Raw genomic sequence first — 16,543 nt, forward strand, 5'->3', positions numbered from 1 at the left:
AGGCCGGAGGCCCCCCGTGCCGAGTCGAAGTGGTCGTCCAAGGTGTCGCCCGAGCGTGCCGGGCCGCTGTCCGGGGTGGACTCGTCGTACAGCCGGTCCCACCAGTCGTCCTCGGCGTGGGTGCGCCGCTCCCCCTGCTGACTCATGCCCCTATTGTCCACCGCTGGGGCGATTCGGAAACGGGGCGGGAGCGAAAAAAATGGTCCGCCGGGCTGCCCCACCCCCCACGGGAAGGACGCCCGGCGGACCGTTCGTGGCCGGCGAATGCCTGCCGCGCGGTGTGCCGTTGGGCTACCGCACGTCGTAGGCGCGGGCCACGAGCTGGGCGACGGAGCTACCGCGTACGTCCGTCAGTTCGGTCTTCAGGGTGACCTGTTCGCCGGTTGCGCCCGCGTGGTCGACGGTGGCCGTCCAACTCCCGCCGGCCGCGACCGTCCTGGCCTCGGTCCAGGTCTTGCCCTCGTCGTAGGAGTAGGAGAGCTTCGCGGACTTGATCGCTCCGGGGACGTAACCCTTGTGACCCGAGACGGACAGGGTGATCTTCTGGCCGTTCTTCGCGGGGAGGGTCTTCAGGCCGTCCTCGGGGAGGTCGTAGCCGGGGAAGAGGATCGGGATCGGGGTGGACTGGGTGCTCTCGTCGAGCTGGGAGGTGAACTTCCAGCTGGTGGTAACGGAGGTGGAGCGCTGCCAGACCCTCGCGTGGCCGCCGATCTTGGTGATGTTCTGGGTGAGTTCGTACGCGGCCCGCTCGGCCGGGACCTGGAAGGCGCCCTTGGGCCAGCTGCTCTCCCCCACGACCTCGCCGTCGCGCTTCAGCACCAGGTTTCCGATGTCGCCGAAGCTGCCGGGAACCGCGTAGTGCTCGCGGTCGCCCCACATCGCGCTCTCGAACCCGATCCAGTTGCCCTGGCGTTCGGAGACCAGGGTCTGCTTGTCCTGGGCGTCGCGCGGGGCGGTGGGCGCGATGACCCCGCCGTACCAGTTCTCGGTGAGGCGCTGTCCGGCCCGGAACTTCCGGTCCGGCTGGACCATCAGCTCACCGAACGGGAAGCTGCTGCCGACGTACCGCCCCCAGGCGGAGCCGTCGGCGGAGTACAGCTCGGTGCGGTGGCCGGGGACCGGCAGCGGGTCCGCCATCAGGGAGGTGGAGATGAGGTTGCCGCTCGGGCGCAGTGCGTAGGCCGACTCGACGAAGTTGCCCCGCACTCCCATCGCCTTGTAGTCGGATTCGACGGCGGCCAGCCTGCGGTCCGACGTGGCGTAGGTGCGGGCCGAGTTGAGCGGGCCCTTCTCCTGGAAGCCGAGGTTGTAGACGTAGGGGCTGCGCGCGGTGGCCTGCCAGTCCAGGGTGACCTTGCCCTGGGCGAGGCGGGCCTTGAGGTCCTTGGCCTCGACGGCGGGGACGGCGAGCAGCGGCAGCGCGCCGTCGCCGAATCCGGCGCTCGGGTACCAGGTGCCCGCGGAGGGGCGGTGTGCCAGGACGGCCACGGCGCCCTCGGCCTTCGCGTCCTGGGTGACCTTGCCCAGGTTGGTGCTGCCGTCGGGGGTTTCGACCAGGGCGATGCTCCCCTTGACGCCTGCGGCCTTCAGCTCTTGGGGGGTGCCCTTGCCCGCGTCGACGAGCGGAGCGGTGCCCTTGCCGTCGAGGTTCACGCTGCCCGTGGGACCGACGACGGCGTGCAGGGCGGGGCCGCCGGTGACCTTGAGGGAGCTGAGCAGCGGCGCCTGCGCCCGCCAGTAGCTGCCGAATTCGAACTCGCCGTCGTCGGCCCGGCCCTGGACGTCCGCGTAGAAGGCGCCGACGCCACGGCCCGCGCTGAGGGAACCGGAGTGGACCCAGGTGTTCCGCCAGGACCGCTCGAAGGCGAGGGTGGTGGCGCGGTTCTCGCTCGCCCGGTCGGTGCGGACGCTCAGCTTGTGCGCCTTGCGGGCGTCCAGGACGACGGTGGTGTCCTTCTTGAGCTCCAGCTGTGGGTGGGCCAGGTAGCTGAGCGACTGGTAGCCGTAGCCGGTGAGGTCGTCCGGGTCGGGGGTGGAGACATAGGCGGAGAGGAAGTACGCGCCGGGGCGGACCTCGTAACGCTGCTCCGTGCTCCCGTTGTTGGGGCGGCTCTCGCCCTGGTCGTCGTCGGTGCCGATCACGTCGAGGGAGCTCGCGCCGTCGGCGGGCTTGCCGCTGCGGTCGATCACCTTGACGCGCAGGGTGACGGTCTCGGGCTGTACGTAGAGCGCGAAAGGCGTGGAGACGGTGATGCCGCCGCGTGCGGTGGCCAGCACACGGCCGGTGATGTCGCCGTACTGGGCCCGGTCGATGCGCGCGGACGGGTCGATGGTCAGCGGCACCTTGACGGTGGCGCCGGCCGGGACGGTGACGCGGTCCTTGCCGAGCTTCGCGACCTTGGAGCGGATGCGGGAGCCGTCGTTGCCGGTGGGCTGCTGGATCTTGAGGTCCAGGGTGACGGGCTTGTCCGAGGTGTTGGTGTACGGCAGTTCGACGTCCGTGCGGTCGCTGCTGTCCTGGGGCCAGTTGAAGGTGCCGCCCTGCACGGCGGGCGCACCGGTCACCTTGGCGTCGAGCGCGCCCTTGACGTCGAGGCGGCCGCCGCCGGTCTGGCGTACGTCGCCGGGGACGACCTTGGCGGAGGAGACCAGGGCCGCCTTGATCTGCTGGGCGCTCCAGTCGGGGTGGGCCTGCTTGAGGATGGCTGCCGCGCCCGCGACGTGCGGGGTCGCCATCGACGTACCGGACATGGAGCGGTACGCCTCTGCGCCTCGTCCACCCGCCGAGGCGGCGGAGATGTTCACGCCGGGGGCGGCGATCTCGGGCTTGAGCGTGTGGGTGGCGATGTTCGGGCCACGGCTGGAGAACTGGGCGGTGGTGTCGTCGCGGTCGACGGCGCCGACGGTGAGGACGCCGGGGGCGCAGCCGGGCGAGGAGACGGAGTTGTTGCGCGGGCCGGTGTTCCCGGCCGCCAGCACGAACAGGGTGTCCTTGCTCTTGGCGAGCTCCTCGGCGGCGACGCTCAGCGGGTCGGTGCAGTCGGTGGCGGCACCTCCGAGGCTCATGGAGACGACGTCGGCCTTCTCCTGCACGGCCCATTCCATGCCCGCGATGATCCACGACTCGGCGCCCTGGCCCTGGTCGTTGAGGACCTTGCCGTTGAGGAGTCCGGTGCCGGGGGCGACGCCCTTCTTCTTGCCGCCGCTGGCCGCACCGCTGCCGCCGACGGTGGAGGCGGTGTGGGTGCCGTGCCCCTGGACGTCGGCCTCGGAGCCGGCGTCGGTGAAGTTCTTGGCGGCCACCACCCGGCCCTTGAGGTCGGGGTGCTCGGCGTCGGCGCCGGTGTCCAGGACGGCGACCTTGGTGCCCTTGCCGTCGAATCCGGCGGCCCACGCCTCCTGGGCGCGCACCTGCTTGGTCGACCGGTCGAGGGTGGCGGAGATTTTGCGGTCCAGCCACAGCTTGGCGAGGTCGCCGCCGGCGCGCGAGCGGGGGTTGCCGAGGTCGGCCCAGAAGTCGGCGGCCCTGTCCTTGTCCGCCTTGAGGGCGACCCCGCCGACGGGGGCGAGGACCGGGCCGCGGGTGGCGGCGCGCGGGAGGGCGGGGAGCGCGCGGGCGACGTTCACGGACTTGTCATAAACGGCGATAAGCGGCAGCGACTTGCTCCGCGCGTCGTCGTAGCCCTGCCGGATCAGGCCGGTGACATTGAAGAGCTCCCGGTCGACGCGGCCGGTGGCCAGTGCCTTGGACGCGGACGCGGGGTAGACGTAGAGGTCCGGCTTCCCGCCCTCACCGACGCTGGAGGTGCGGGTCTGCAGGAGCGGCACCGTGCCGTCCGGGCGGGGCAGCGCGGTGGCCGAGTCGGGGCCCGAACCCCCTTGCCGTACCTGCACCTTGTCGCCGGTGACCAGGGTGACGACTACGGCCCGCTGCTGCTTCTCGTGGGCCTTCGCGCTTCCGGCGATCGGCTGCTTGCCGGCCGTCGGGTCCGCGGCCGTGGGCGCTGCCACGGACGGGGTGACCGCGGTGGCGGCGAGGACCGCGGCGGTGGCCGCGCCGACCGCCGTACGCGATATGCGCTTTCTCGGACGCATTGTGCTCCCCAAGTCTGTTCGGCTCACGGGTTGGTGGGCCGGTGGCGACACAGTGGCAGAGGGGCTGGTGGTGCAGGGATGATGTCGTGAGGCGGGTTTGTGCCGTGGCTCATTCCCGCCAATGAGGCACAGCTGCGTGGGAGGGGTGAGGTTTGAGGTGCTGGGTGCGATAGGGCTGGACGAGGCACAGGAGGCGGCGTACCGGACGCTCATCACGGTGGGGGCCGCCGAGGTGGCCGATCTGGCGCACCGGCTGTCGGCCGGGGAGGGCGAGACGGAGCGGGCGCTGCGCCGGCTGGAACGGCAGGGCCTGGCCGCGCAGTCCACGTCCGGTACGGCGCGGTGGGTGGCGGCTCCGCCCGGGGTGGCGCTGGGCGCGCTGCTCACCCAGCAGCGGCACGAGCTGGAGCAGGCGGAGCTGGCGGCCGCGCTGCTGGCCGAGGAGTACCGGGCGGAGGCGTCCGAGCCCGCGGTGCACGACCTGGTGGAGGTGGTGACGGGGGCGAGCGCGGTGACCCACCGGTTCGCCCAGTTGCAGCTGGGGGCCACCGAGGAGGTGTGTGCGCTGGTCACCGGCCGGCCGGTGGCCGTCACCGGCCTGGACAACGTGGCCGAGGAACGGGCCGCCGCACGCGGGGTGCTCTACCGGGTGGTCCTGGAACGCGAGGTGCTGATGCTGCCGCGCGGTGTGGTGGAGCTGACGGCGGCCCTCAGCCGTGACGAGCAGGTCCGGGTGGTCGACCGGGTCCCCACCAAACTCGTCGTCGCCGACCGTTCCCTGGCCATGGTCCCGCTGACCGGCCGCGATGCCGAACCCGCCGCCCTGGTGGTGCACGCGAGCGGCCTCCTGGAGTCCCTGATGGGCCTGTTCGAGGCGGTCTGGCGGGAGGCCCGTCCGGTACGGCTGGGAGAGCCGGGCACCGGTGTCGCCTTCGTCGAGGAGGGCGAGGGGCCCGACGAGATGGACCTGAAGATCCTCTCCCTGCTGCTGGCCGGCCTGACCGACGCCAGCGTGGCCAAGCAGCTGGAGCTGGGCCTGCGGACGGTGCAGCGCAAGGTGAAGGGGCTGATGGAAGTGGCAGGGGTGTCGACGCGGTTGCAACTGGGGTGGCATGCGTATGAGCGGGGGTGGGTGGCGCGGTAGAGGGTGGCGGGGGGGACGCCTGCATGGGATTCGCCTGCACGGGCTACGCCTGCGTGGTTACGTATGTGTCTCACCCGGGGGCCGGGTGCGGGCGTAGTGGCGGCGGGCACGGTCGCGGTTGCCGCAGTCGCCGGAGCTGCACCAGCGGCGGGAGCGGGAGCGGGTCCTGTCCAGATAGAACCAGCCGCAGCCCGGTGCGGCACACCGGCCGATGCGCTGAACCGCCGCCGGATCGGCCAGCAACTCCTCTGCACCGAGGGCCAGTTCGTGTACGAGGCCGGCCCCGGCGGGATTCCATCGCAGCGGCAGGGCGGCGGGCAGCGCCGCACGGGTGCGGGCCTCCAGCACGGCATGGCGGAACCCGCCCCAGGCATCGGCGGGCAGCGGTGCGCCTTCGACGTATGCGTCGAGGATGCGCCCCAGGGCGGTGCGCAGCCGCAGGAGCGCGGCGGGCTCGGGCGCCTTCCCCGCGTCGCGCCCCTTCCCCACCCCGGCCACCTCCCCCGCCCCACCTCGCAGACCCGCGTCCCGCGCCCACTTCAGCCACCCGTCCGGGCCGCCCGTGACGCGGTCCGTGCGCCGGGTCCCGTCCGTGCGCCAGGCGACGGTGTTGACGAAGTCCAGTACGGGGTGGCCGCCGACGAAGACGGGTTGCTGCGAGGTCACCGCTCCAGCATACGTAAATCTCTAACAACCTATTCGTCGTTAGCTTGTTAGAGTGCAGTGATGGAATCGACAACTCCCCCACCCCAGGGGGGACTTCGCGCCGGTTTGTCCGTCGGGTCGGGGCTCGCGGTGGCGAGCTTCCTGCTGGCCATCAGCTTCGGTGCGGCCTCGTACGCGCAGGGCTGGGGTGTCGTCGCGCCGATCGTCTGCTCACTGATCGTCTTCTCCGGTTCGGCGCAGTTCGCGATGCTGGCCACCCTGGGTACGGGCGGGCTGGCGTCGACGGTCCTGGCGGCGGGGCTGGTGCAGGCCCGGTATCTGCCGATGGGTGTCGCGGTCGCGGGCGATCTGCGGGGCGGGCGGCTGCGGCGGGCACTGGAGGGGCAGTCGCTCGTCGACGGATCCTGGGCGGCGGCGCATCTTGGCGGCGGGCGGTTCGACCGGCTGCTGTTGTTCGGGGCGTCCGCCGTGCAGTGGCCGGCCTGGGTGGCGGGCACCGCGCTCGGTGTGCTGCTCGCGCCCGACGCGGGTCTCCAGCACACGCTGGGGCTCGATGTGCTGACGCCCGCGCTGTTCGTGGCGCTGCTCCTGGATGAACTGCGCAAGGACCGGGCCAACTTCCCGCCGGCGCTGCTGGGCGGGGCGCTCGCCGCCGTACTGATCGCGTTTCTGCCGACCGGGCCGGCGCTGGTGGGTTCGGCGCTGGCGGCGGGACTGGGGCTGCTGCGGTACCGGAGGGCGGCGGCGTGACGGTGAGCATGCCGGTGCTGTGGGCGGCGATAGGTGTGGTGGCGGTGGTGAGCTTCGCGATCAAGGGAATGGGTCCCGCGGTGTTCGGCGGCCGGGAACTGCCGGGGCCGGCGCGGGCGGTGATCGCGGTCCTCGCACCCGCGCTGCTGGCGGGGTTCGTGGTGGTGGCGGTGGCCGGACCCGGGTGGTCGGGGCTGGATCCGACGCTGGTGGCGGGGCTGGCGGCGGTGGTGCTGCTGCGCCTGTGCAGGGCTCCGTTGCCGGTGGCCCTGGTGGGGGCGGTGGTGGTGACGGCAGGGCTGCGGATGCTCTAGCGGGCGGGGGCTTCGGGACACCACCGGGTACGGGCCGGGCGGGTCGTGGTGCGAGGCACCACCGGGTACGGGCCGGGCTTCGGGACACCACCGGGTACGGGCCGTGGTGCGAGGCACCACCCTCATCCCGCCAGCGCCACCCTCAGCTCCGCCGCCTCCCGCTCCAGGTGGTGCAGCAGCGCCATCAGCGCCGGGGTACGGATCCGGGATGCCGCCTCCGTGGTGCCCACCGTCCGGCCCACCGAAGGGAGTTCGACCGGCAGGGCCACCAGCCGGTCGTCGTCGCGCAGGATCAGCTCCGGGAGGGCCGCGACCATGTCCGTGGACAGCAGCAGTGCCCGCATCGTCAGGATGGAGGTGCACTCCACGCGATTCGCCGGCAGCGTCAGCCCCTGTGTCTCGAAAACGCCCGCCAGCTCCCGGCGGAGCGCGGTCTGTTCCAGAGGCAGGATCCACGGGTGGCCGACGGTGTCGGCGAGGGTGGTGGCCGGGCCGCGGAGCAGCGGGTGGCCGGTGCGGACGGCGAGCCGGATCGGCTCGCGGTAGAGGGCCCGCTGGCGCACCCGGCCCGGCTCCGGCGCGGGGCCGACCCGGCCGACGATGACGTCGAGTTCCCCGGTGAGCAGAGCCGGGTGCAGCAGGTCGAAGGTGCCTTCGCGGACGATGACCGTCAGCTGCGGGCGTTCCGCCTTCAGCCGGGCGACCGCACGCGGGAGCAGCAGGTTCGCGCCGGCGAGGAGCGTGCCGACGGTGACCGTGCCCGCCTGGCCCTCGCGCAGGCCGGTCAAGTGGTCACCCGCGCGCCGCACTTCGGCGATGACCGTACGGGCGTGGCCGATCAGCGCCTCTCCGTAGACCGTCGGGCGCATCCCGCGCGGTTCCCGGTGGAAGAGCTCCACATCGGCGAGCTTCTCCAGTTCGCGCAGGGTACGGGTGGCGGCGGGCTGGGTCAGATGCAGCGATTCGGCGGCCCGGACGACGGTGCCGTGCTCGGCGATCGCGGCCAGCAGCGTCAGATGCCGGAACTTGAGCCTTCCGTCGAGCAGGTCCATCACCGCCGCCTGGGCCTTCCGTCGAGCAGGTCCATCACCGAGACTCCTCACGAGCAGGCCGTATGCCGGATCCGGTATGGCAGCTGCCCGTTCCGGCATTGGTTCGACATAACTGGGCGGGCTCATGATGCACAAGGGCGGAACAAGACACCAGAGCCCGGCCCCGGGCCCGGTGTTTCCGTCCTGAACAGGGAGGTTCACGAGGTGAGTTCGCCGGCACGGTATGACACGGGTGGTGAGGGTGTGCCCCCTTCTCCCAGCGGGACCGAGAAAGCGGTCATCGAGACGGCCGACCTGCTCGACGAGGCCTGCCGCACCGGGGTGCCGATCGCCCCCGTACGGGACCTGCTGCCGCCGGGCGACGTGGCGGCCGCCTACGCCGTGCAGAATCTCCGCACCCGGCGCAGGCTCGCCGGGGGCCGCCGGATCACCGGCTGGAAGGTCGGGCTGACCTCCGTCGCCGTACAGCGTCAACTCGGCGTTGATTCACCCGACTTCGGGGCACTCTTCGACGACACGGCGATACCGGACGGCGCGGAGATCCCGGCCGGTACGGTCCTTCAGCCGCGCGCCGAGGTCGAAGTGGCGCTGGTGCTCGGCTCGGATCTGACGCACGAGCGGCACACGGTGGCGGACATCCTGCGGGCGACCGAGTTCGCGCTGCCCGCGATCGAGGTGGTCGGCAGCCGCATCCGTGACTGGGACATCAGCCTGGTGGACACGGTCGCCGACAACGCGTCGAGCGGGGTGTACGTCCTGGGCACCCGCCCCGTCTCCCTGGACGCACTCGACCTGCGGACGGCGGGTGCGGTACTCGAACGGCGCGGTGAACCCGTGTCGGTCGGGGCCGGGGCGTCCTGCCTGGGCAATCCGCTGCACGCCGCACTCTGGCTGGCCGACACACTGGCCCGGCTCGGACGTCCGCTGCGGGCCGGGGACACGGTGCTGACCGGTGCGCTGGGGCCGGTCGTGGAGGTGGCGCCGGGCGATGTGGTGGAGGCACGGATCGACGGGCTCGGTTCGGTACGGGCCGCGTTCGCGGCAGTGGACGCGGAGCAGGACCCCAGGGGGGCCACGGCATGAACGAGGCACAGCTCAAGGAGTGCGCGGCCGCCCTCGACGAGGCGGCCCTGAACCGTCGGCCGTTGCGCAGCGGCAGCAGTGGGCTCACCGAGGTGTCCGACGCGTACGCGGTTCAAACCTCACTGGTGGCAAGGAGGATGGCGCGCGGTGAGCGACTCACCGGTTTCAAGCTCGGCTTCACCAGTGCCGCGAAGATGCGCCAGATGGGCGTGCACGACCTGATCCACGGCCGGATCACCGACCGGATGCGGATCGCCGCCGGGTCGGCGTACGACGCGGGGGCGCTGATCCATCCCCGGGTGGAGCCCGAGGTGGCGTTCCTGCTCGGCGGGCCGCTGCTGCCCGGCGACGGGGACCCGCTGGCGGCGGTGGCCGCCGTCGCGCCCGCGCTCGAAGTCATCGACTCGCGGTACGACGGGTTCACCTTCTCCCTCGCGGAGGTGATCGCCGACAACACCTCCGCCGCCGGCTACTGCCTCGGGTCCTGGCGCTCACCCGTCGAACTCGGCAATCTGGGGGTCCTGCTGGAGGTCGACGGGCGTCTCGTGGAGGCCGGTTCCACCGCCGCGATCCTCGGCCATCCGCTGCGCGCCCTGGCTGCCGCCGCCCGGCTCGCCGCCGCGACCGGGGTGGTGCTGGACGCGGGCACGGTGGTCCTCGCGGGGGCCGCCACCGCGGCGGTGCCGCTCGCGGACGGGGTGCACGTCCGGGCGACGGTCGCCGGTCTGGGCACGGTCGGCTTCAGCACCGTAGCGACGCGGCATGGCGTACCGACACCGCGTTCCCTGCCGACACGGCATTCCGCCCGGACCGAGGAGACCCCCGCATGAGCGACACCGGCAAGAAGCCCCTGCTCGCGCCCTTCAACTTCCAGAACTGGATAGCCGAGCACCAGCATCTGCTCAAGCCCCCGGTCGGCAACGTCCAGGTCTGGCAGGACGCCGACCTGATGGTGACGGTCGTCGGCGGCCCCAACCGCCGCACCGACTTCCACGACGACCCGATCGAGGAGTTCTTCTACCAGCTCAAGGGCAATATGGTGCTCCGGATCATGGAGGAGGACGGCGAACCGCCGCGCGACCTCCTCATCCGCGAGGGAGATGTCTTCCTTGCCCCCGCGCATCTGCGCCACTCACCGCAGCGCCCCGAGCCGGGCAGTATCGGCCTGGTCGTCGAATTCGCTCGCCCCGAGGGTCAGTTGGACGCCTTCGAGTGGTACTGCATGAACTGTCACCACCTGGTCCACCGCCGTGAGGTCCAGCTGAAGTCGATCGTCGACGATTTGCCGCCGGTCTTCAGCGCGTTCTACGGCGACGACACGGCCCGCACCTGCCCGCACTGCGGGGCCGTGCACCCGGGCAAGGACTGGCCGGACGCGCTGCGCCCCACCACCGACCGCACGGAGGTCGTCAAGTGACAGATGTGAACGCCCTGTTGAAAACCCTCGCCCTGCGCGCCGAGGCCCTGGACGCGGCCGACCCGCTCGCCGGGACCCGGGAGCGGTTCCTCCTCCCCGAGGGCGTCATCTATCTCGACGGCAACTCGCTCGGTGCGCTGCCCGCCGCCGTCCCGCCCGCCATCGAGGACGCGGTGTGCCGCCAGTGGGGCACCGATCTGATCCGGTCGTGGAACGACAACGGCTGGTGGGACTCCCCGCTGCGGGTCGGCGACACCCTCGGCCGACTGGTCGGCGCGGCCCCCGGCCAGGTCGTCGTCGGTGACTCGACGAGTGTGCAGCTCTACAACGCGCTGGTCGCGGCGGTGCGTCTGCGCCCCGGCCGCACCTTGCTGCTGACCGACCCGGACCACTTCCCCACCGACCAGTACATCGCCGACTCGGTGGCCCGCGTCCTCGATGTCGAGGTGCGCCGGGTGCCCGCCCGCGAGGTCCGGTCGGTGCTGGCGGCCGAGGGTTTCGACGTGGCGGTGGCCGCGTACGCACCGGTCGACTACCGGACCGGCGAGGCCTACGACATGGCCGCGATCACCTCGGCCGTGCACGAGGCGGGCGCGGTGATGCTCTGGGACCTGTGCCACGCCGCGGGCGCTCTCGACCTGCAACTGGACGCGATCCAGGCCGACTTCGCGGTCGGCTGTGGCTACAAGTACCTGTCCGGCGGTCCCGGCGCACCGGCTTTCCTGTACGTCGCCGAACGCCACCAGTCGTCGTTCGACCAGCCACTCACCGGGTGGCACGGGCACGCCGACCCGTTCGGCATGCACGGCACCTACACCCCGGCGCCCGGTGTCGCCTCCGCCCGGATCTCCACGCCGCCGCTGCTGTCGCTGCTCGCCCTGGAGGCGGCGCTGACCGCGTACGACGGGGTGGCGATGGCGGACGTACGGGCCAAAAGCCTGGGGCTGACCGGGTTCTTCCTGGAGTGCGCGGACGATCTGCTCGAAGGGTTCGGGTTCACTGCGGCGACCCCGCGTGAACCCGAACGCCGGGGCAGTCAGGTGGCGTTGCGGCACCCGCAGGCGTACCCGCTGATCGCGGCGCTCGTCGCGCGGGGTGTCATCGGCGACATGCGGGCGCCGGACCTGCTGCGGTTCGGGGTGAATCCGCTCTATGTGTCGTACGGCGATGTCCTCGACTGCGTACGGCAGTTGAGGGAGATCGTCAGCAGTGGCGAGCACCGTGATCCGCGCTTCCGGCGGAGCAGCACGGTGACCTGAGCGCACCACGCGCCTGACCGCACCACGCGACGCCCCACACCACCCACCTGATCGCCGCGCACGGCACCCCGGGGAGCCGGCCTTACGCCCCTCCCCCAGTTCCCCACACCCTCACGCCACCCCTTTCCTCCGCATATGCACCTCCTCCGTCTCTGGAAGGACCGCCACATGCGCACCCTCCGTCCCACTCCGGTCCGGGTCGCTCTGGCCGCGACCGCCGCCGCTGCCGTCACCGCCACATTCCTCGTCCCCACCTCCGGAGAGGCCGTCGCCGCTCCCGCCGATCCGGACATCCCCACCGTCTGCGAGGACCGTCGCCCGGACCCGGTGGACCCGGGGTCGTACGGAATGCAGCTCGACAAGAGCTTCCTGCACCCGGCGCTCACTCCGCTCGACGAGGAGAACCCGCACCCCTTCCCGGGGCGCGGCGCGGAGTACGACACGAAGTCGTACAGCAAGAACATGAAGGTCGAGGCGGCTTACGAGGGTGCCGACTTCACCCCCGACTACTTCCACACCTGGCAGAACATCGTCGATTTCGACGGCCGCCGCTACCTCTTCCAGTACGACCGTTCGGAGGGCCGCGTCTATGACGTGACCGACGTGAAGAAGGTCAAGGTCGTCGAGAAGCTGACCCGCGAGGACGTCGGCGGCGACGAGTCGAAGGCGAGCAGGGACTGGGCGGCCGGGGACTACTGGGGCGGGTCGACCGTCCAGTGGAGCAAGAGGCTGGGCGCCTATGTGATGGTGGTGAGTTTCGAGGACAAGCGGCAGATCAGCGAGCTGTCGGACGAGCCGGGGCACGACAAGTACGGCAACCCGGAGGGCGTCGCGAAGCTGCGGGCGAAGAAGGGCCTGAAGGGTTTCAAGGTCTACCGGCTCGACGGTCCGCGCAAGAAGGACTGGAAGCTGCTGTCGACCGTCTCCACTGACTCCACCCAGCGCGACCCGCTGCACAGCGACCTCGGCAAACCGCAGCAGGGCTCGGGTTCGCTGGATGTGCCGTACTGGACCGGCGGGAAGTACATGTTTCTGGCGGTCGCCCCGAACGACACGTACTCCGGCAACGAGTACCCGACCAATCTCCACTCGGCGGGCTACCAGTCCTGGGACATGTCCGACCCGGCGCACCCCAAACTGCTCGACACCTGGCATCTGCCGGGTCAGGTCACCGGCGAGTCGGCGGCGTACAGGAAGAATCCGCGCTGCGGGAACAGGACCAGCTGGATGGGGGCACGAATGCCGCTCTTCGTCCCCAAGCCGCCTGAGCAGGGCGGGCGTTACGCCTTCGCGGTGCAGGGCGGGCTCGGGCTGACGGTGCTGGACATCTCGAATCCGGCGAGGATGAAGGCCGTCGGCCACCTCGATCTTCCGCCGTCGGTGGCCGGCACCGAGGGCGACAACATCGATGTCTCGCAGTACGAGAAGACCGGCATGGTGTACGTCTCCGGCTACCCCCTCACCGAGGACTGCTACGAGCCGTACAAGGAGATCTTCCAGGTCGACGCCAAGGACCCGGCCCACCCGCGCATCGTCGGCCGGCTCCCCCGCCCGAAGCCGCCCAAGGCCTCCGGGATCACCGACTTCTGCCAGCGGCGCGGCAGCTTCGGACCCAAGCGGACCGGCTACTACACCAACCCCGGCAGCCATCAGGCGGGCGTCCTGAGTTACGGGTTCTACAACGCGGGCGTGCAGTTCTTCGATGTGACGAAGCCTCAGAAGCCGGAGATCGAGGCGTACTTCGTTCCCAAGGCGTACGGCAAGGACACCCCGGACTACGCGTACGGAAACCAGACGCACGGTGTGTACGTCGAGTGGGACCGCAACATCGCCTGGGCGCTGACCAATCACGGCATCTACGCGCTGTCGGCGCCGAAGGTGCTGGGCAAGCCGAACCTGGGCCGTCCGGCCGAACCGTTCCGCAACAGCAAGCCGTAAGAGCCTGCGTCTGCCCCCCTCTCCTCCTTCCCTAAGGAACTCCCATGCGCAGAAACGCTGTTGCCCTGCCGGCCGTCGCCGTCTGTTCCGCCCTCCTGCTGTCCGCCTGCGGCAGCCGCCCGGCCGACAGCGGGAACAAGACCGGCGGTGGGTCGGACACCACCGTCGTCCTCGGTTTCGACGGGCCGCTGACCGGCGACCTGTCCGCCCTCGCCGTCGGCGCCAGGAACTCCGCCCAGCTCGCCGTCGACCAGGCCAACAGGAACGAGACCGTTCCCGGCATCCGCTTCGAGCTCAAGGCCCTGGACGACCAGGCGCTGCCCGGCAACGGACAGCAGAACGCGACCGTGCTGGCCGGTGACAAGAAGGTCATGGGCGTGGTCGGCCCGCTCAACTCCAGTGTCGCCAAGTCGATGCAGATGGTGCTGGAGGAGGCCGGCCTCGCCACGGTCTCCCCGGCGACCACCAGCCCGTCCCTCACCCAGGGCGACGACTGGGCCACCGGCACCAAGGAGCGCCGCTTCAAGACGTACTTCCGCACCGCCACGACGGACGCGGTGCAGGGACCGTTCGCAGCCCAGCACGCCTTCGAGAAGCTGAAGCTGTCCAAGGTCTTCGTCATCGACGACAAGAAGGCGTACGGGACGGGCCTGGCGGCCACCTTCTCGGAGCAGTTCAAGAAGCTCGGCGGGACGATCGTGGAATCCGACCACATCACCTCCGGCGCGAAGGACTTCTCCGCGGTGGTCAACAAGGTGAAGGGTTCGGGCGCGGACTTCGTCTACTACGGCGGCGAGTACCCGGACGCCGGCCCGCTGACCGGGCAGCTGAAGAAGGCCGGCGCGAAGATCCCGCTGATCGGCGGCGACGGCATCTCCGACCCGCTCTTCATCCGCCACTCCAGCGCCCAGGCGAACGGCGACTACTGCACCACGGTGGGTGCGCCGCTCGAACAGGGGGCCGCGGGGAAGAAGTTCGCGGACACCTACAAGGCCGCCAAGTTCACCGACCCCTACGGCGCCTACGGCGGTTACGCGCACGACGCGACCACCGCGCTGATCGAGGCGGTCAGGTCGGTCGCCGGGGCGAACGGCGGCAAGCTGCCGCAGGACGCGCGGGCGAAGATCACCGCGGCGGTGCAGAAGTCATCCTTCGAGGGCGTCACCGGAAAGGTCTCGTTCGACGAGTTCGGGGACACCACCAACCGGCAGTTGACGGTCAATCAGGTCAAGGACGGTGTCTGGAAGCCGTTGAGCAGTGGCACCTTCGAGGCCAAGTAGTGGACCGAGAGTGTGTCATCCGGTGACGTCCTGGTGTGCGGCGTCGGCCAGATGCCGGGTGGCGTACGACCGCCAGGGCCGCCACCGCTCGTCGTCGGGCCCGCCCGGCAGTGCCACGTCCGGGTCGCCGAGGGCCCGCATCCGGATCAGCGCGGCGGTGTGCGGGTCCATCCCGGGTACGGCGGTCAGCGCGCGGGCCGTCTCCTCGCGGTCGGCGCCCGCGTCGAGCCGTACGGTTGCGTCGGCGAGTGCGGTGGCCAGCGGCCCGGCCACGGGGTCGCCGACCAGGGCGTCCGGCGTCGGGAAGAGGCGGTCGAGCGTCCCGCAGGGCTCGGCCAGCGGCTCCCCGTACGCCTCGACGAGCACGGCGGCCCGCTCCCGGCCGACCCGTGCACGTACCGCCAGCTCATCGGGGTCGGCGGCGCCGGGCGAACGCAGCCCTGGCCGGGCCTCCACCCGCGCGGACAACCGCGGATCCGCGCCGAGCCGCTCGTCCACCGCATAGGGGTCGGCATCCAGGTCGAAGAGCCTGCGCAGCCGCTGCACGGCGGTGGTCAGGTCGCGCAGATCGGTGAGGCTGATCCGTGCCTCCAGCCAGCCGGGGTGCGGGGCCTCGTCGACGGAGACGACCCCGGTGCCGTACGGCAGGCGCAGGGTGCGCCGGTACGTCCGCGCGCCCGGCTCCTCCCCGAGGACCTCCTCGACCCGGGGCACGGCCTCGCGGGCGAGCAGGTCGAAGACGGGCCGGGCGGCGTAGGGGCCCCGGTAGGCGAGCCGGAGGGGGACCCCGGCGGCGGGACGGCCGGTGGTCCCGCTCCTGACCACCACCGTGCCCGTCCCGGCGCTCGCGGTCGCGCTCCTCGCCATCCCGGTTCCGCTCTCCGCGCGCAGCTCGCTCGGGGTGCGGGCGTAGATCTGCCGCACGGTGTCGTTGAACTGGCGGACGCTCGCGTGGCCGGACGCGAAGGCGATCTCGGTGACGGGCAGCCGGGTGGTCTGGAGCAACACCCTTGCGGTGTGCGCCCGTTGGGCCCGAGCGAGGGCGACAGGACCGGCGCCCAGCTCGGCGGTCAGCTGCCGCTGCACCTGTCGTGCGCTGTACCCGAGCCGCCTCGCCAGACCGGGCACCCCTTCCCGGTCGACCACCCCGTCCCCGATCAGCCGCACGGCCCGTCCCACCGCGTCGGCCCGCACGTTCCACTCCGCCGAGCCGGGCACGGCGTCCGGGCGGCAGCGACGGCAGGCCCGGAAGCCGTTGCCCTGGGCGGCGGCGGCCGTGGTGAAGAAGCGGACGTTGGAACGCTTGGGAGTCACCGCGGGGCAGCTCGGCCGGCAGTAGATCCCGGTGCTCGTCACGGCGAAGAAGAACACCCCGTCGAATCGGGCGTCCCTGCTGGTCACCGCCTGGTAGCGGGTGTCCTCCAGGGTGGCGGCAGGGGCGCCGTCGAGGGCGCCGCGCGGGGTGTCCTCAGGTGCGGTCATGGAACCAGTGTGCGCCGGACCCGGGGTCCGGGCTCGCGGGATTCGGACATCGTCCCCGGGATC

Annotated in this window: 13 protein-coding genes; 9 read left to right on the top strand and 4 right to left on the bottom strand. The window is 71.5% G+C overall.

Features of this window, described 5'->3' with window-relative positions; genetic code table 11:
• Nucleotides 1-291: 291 nt before the first annotated feature.
• Nucleotides 292-4,095 carry a S8 family peptidase gene (locus ACIA73_RS26550; protein WP_399441229.1) on the bottom strand — a complete coding sequence of 1,268 codons (3,804 nt, stop codon included), beginning with the start codon at nucleotides 4,093-4,095 and terminating at the stop codon, nucleotides 292-294.
• Nucleotides 4,096-4,252: 157 nt separating this feature from the next.
• Here ACIA73_RS26550 and ACIA73_RS26555 point away from each other — a divergent pair, with 157 nt between their 5' ends.
• The gene (locus ACIA73_RS26555; protein ID WP_399441292.1) at nucleotides 4,253-5,239 is read left to right on the top strand and encodes a helix-turn-helix transcriptional regulator; all 987 of its coding nucleotides are present in this window, start codon (nucleotides 4,253-4,255) and stop codon (nucleotides 5,237-5,239) included.
• A gap of 57 nt (nucleotides 5,240-5,296) precedes the next feature.
• On the opposite strand, the gene ACIA73_RS26560 is transcribed toward ACIA73_RS26555, so the two are convergent.
• On the bottom strand, nucleotides 5,297-5,905 hold the full coding sequence (locus ACIA73_RS26560) for a CGNR zinc finger domain-containing protein (protein WP_399441230.1): 609 nt from the start codon (nucleotides 5,903-5,905) through the stop codon (nucleotides 5,297-5,299).
• 60 nt (nucleotides 5,906-5,965) lie between these two features.
• Between ACIA73_RS26560 and ACIA73_RS26565 the strand changes: the two genes are divergently transcribed.
• Together ACIA73_RS26565 and ACIA73_RS26570 are read left to right on the top strand one after the other, a co-directional pair.
• Nucleotides 5,966-6,655, top strand: a complete 690-nt coding sequence (locus tag ACIA73_RS26565; protein ID WP_399441231.1) for an AzlC family ABC transporter permease — start codon at nucleotides 5,966-5,968, stop codon at nucleotides 6,653-6,655.
• Entirely contained in the window at nucleotides 6,652-6,969 is a 318-nt protein-coding gene (locus tag ACIA73_RS26570; protein ID WP_399441232.1) for an AzlD domain-containing protein, read from the top strand. Before ACIA73_RS26565 ends, ACIA73_RS26570 begins: the two co-directional genes overlap by 4 nt.
• A 122-nt stretch (nucleotides 6,970-7,091) precedes the next feature.
• Here the strand turns inward: ACIA73_RS26570 and ACIA73_RS26575 are convergent, their stop codons facing one another.
• Complete coding sequence (locus tag ACIA73_RS26575) at nucleotides 7,092-8,021, bottom strand: LysR substrate-binding domain-containing protein (RefSeq protein ID WP_399441233.1); 930 nt, start codon at nucleotides 8,019-8,021, stop codon at nucleotides 7,092-7,094.
• Nucleotides 8,022-8,264: 243 nt separating this feature from the next.
• On the opposite strand from ACIA73_RS26575, the gene ACIA73_RS26580 reads away from it, so the two are divergent.
• From ACIA73_RS26580 to ACIA73_RS26605, 6 genes are all read left to right on the top strand, one after another.
• Nucleotides 8,265-9,104, top strand: coding sequence for a 2-keto-4-pentenoate hydratase (locus ACIA73_RS26580; RefSeq protein WP_399441234.1), 840 nt, complete (start codon nucleotides 8,265-8,267; stop codon nucleotides 9,102-9,104).
• A complete protein-coding gene (locus ACIA73_RS26585) occupies nucleotides 9,101-9,934 on the top strand; it encodes a 2-keto-4-pentenoate hydratase (protein ID WP_399441235.1) in 834 nt (277 codons plus the stop codon). The genes ACIA73_RS26580 and ACIA73_RS26585 overlap by 4 nt, the downstream gene beginning before the upstream one ends.
• On the top strand, nucleotides 9,931-10,521 hold the full coding sequence (locus tag ACIA73_RS26590) for a 3-hydroxyanthranilate 3,4-dioxygenase (RefSeq protein WP_399441236.1): 591 nt from the start codon (nucleotides 9,931-9,933) through the stop codon (nucleotides 10,519-10,521). Before ACIA73_RS26585 ends, ACIA73_RS26590 begins: the two co-directional genes overlap by 4 nt.
• Nucleotides 10,518-11,780, top strand: a complete 1,263-nt coding sequence (gene kynU, locus ACIA73_RS26595) for a kynureninase (protein WP_399441237.1) — start codon at nucleotides 10,518-10,520, stop codon at nucleotides 11,778-11,780. The genes ACIA73_RS26590 and kynU overlap by 4 nt, the downstream gene beginning before the upstream one ends.
• A 168-nt stretch (nucleotides 11,781-11,948) precedes the next feature.
• Nucleotides 11,949-13,718, top strand: a complete 1,770-nt coding sequence (locus ACIA73_RS26600; RefSeq protein WP_399441238.1) for a hypothetical protein — start codon at nucleotides 11,949-11,951, stop codon at nucleotides 13,716-13,718.
• Nucleotides 13,719-13,762: 44 nt separating this feature from the next.
• Nucleotides 13,763-14,998, top strand: coding sequence for a branched-chain amino acid ABC transporter substrate-binding protein (locus ACIA73_RS26605; RefSeq protein WP_399441240.1), 1,236 nt, complete (start codon nucleotides 13,763-13,765; stop codon nucleotides 14,996-14,998).
• 15 nt (nucleotides 14,999-15,013) lie between these two features.
• On the opposite strand, the gene ACIA73_RS26610 is transcribed toward ACIA73_RS26605, so the two are convergent.
• On the bottom strand, nucleotides 15,014-16,480 hold the full coding sequence (locus tag ACIA73_RS26610) for a DNA-3-methyladenine glycosylase 2 family protein (protein WP_399441241.1): 1,467 nt from the start codon (nucleotides 16,478-16,480) through the stop codon (nucleotides 15,014-15,016).
• Between the last annotated feature and the right edge of the window lie 63 nt (nucleotides 16,481-16,543).

The organism is Streptomyces sp. NPDC051561, from assembly GCF_044454195.1.
GTDB lineage: Bacteria > Actinomycetota > Actinomycetes > Streptomycetales > Streptomycetaceae > Streptomyces.

Excerpts from the sequence above, each read along its gene's own strand:
- ACIA73_RS26550 (WP_399441229.1), bottom strand. The coding sequence starts at position 4,095 with ATGCGTCCGAGAAAGCGCATATCGCGTACGGCGGTCGGCGCGGCCACC.
- ACIA73_RS26565 (WP_399441231.1), top strand. The coding sequence starts at position 5,966 with ATGGAATCGACAACTCCCCCACCCCAGGGGGGACTTCGCGCCGGTTTG.
- ACIA73_RS26575 (WP_399441233.1), bottom strand. The coding sequence starts at position 8,021 with ATGGACCTGCTCGACGGAAGGCTCAAGTTCCGGCATCTGACGCTGCTG.
- ACIA73_RS26585 (WP_399441235.1), top strand. The coding sequence starts at position 9,101 with ATGAACGAGGCACAGCTCAAGGAGTGCGCGGCCGCCCTCGACGAGGCG.
- ACIA73_RS26590 (WP_399441236.1), top strand. The coding sequence starts at position 9,931 with ATGAGCGACACCGGCAAGAAGCCCCTGCTCGCGCCCTTCAACTTCCAG.
- ACIA73_RS26600 (WP_399441238.1), top strand. The coding sequence starts at position 11,949 with ATGCGCACCCTCCGTCCCACTCCGGTCCGGGTCGCTCTGGCCGCGACC.
- ACIA73_RS26605 (WP_399441240.1), top strand. The coding sequence starts at position 13,763 with ATGCGCAGAAACGCTGTTGCCCTGCCGGCCGTCGCCGTCTGTTCCGCC.
- ACIA73_RS26610 (WP_399441241.1), bottom strand. The coding sequence starts at position 16,480 with ATGACCGCACCTGAGGACACCCCGCGCGGCGCCCTCGACGGCGCCCCT.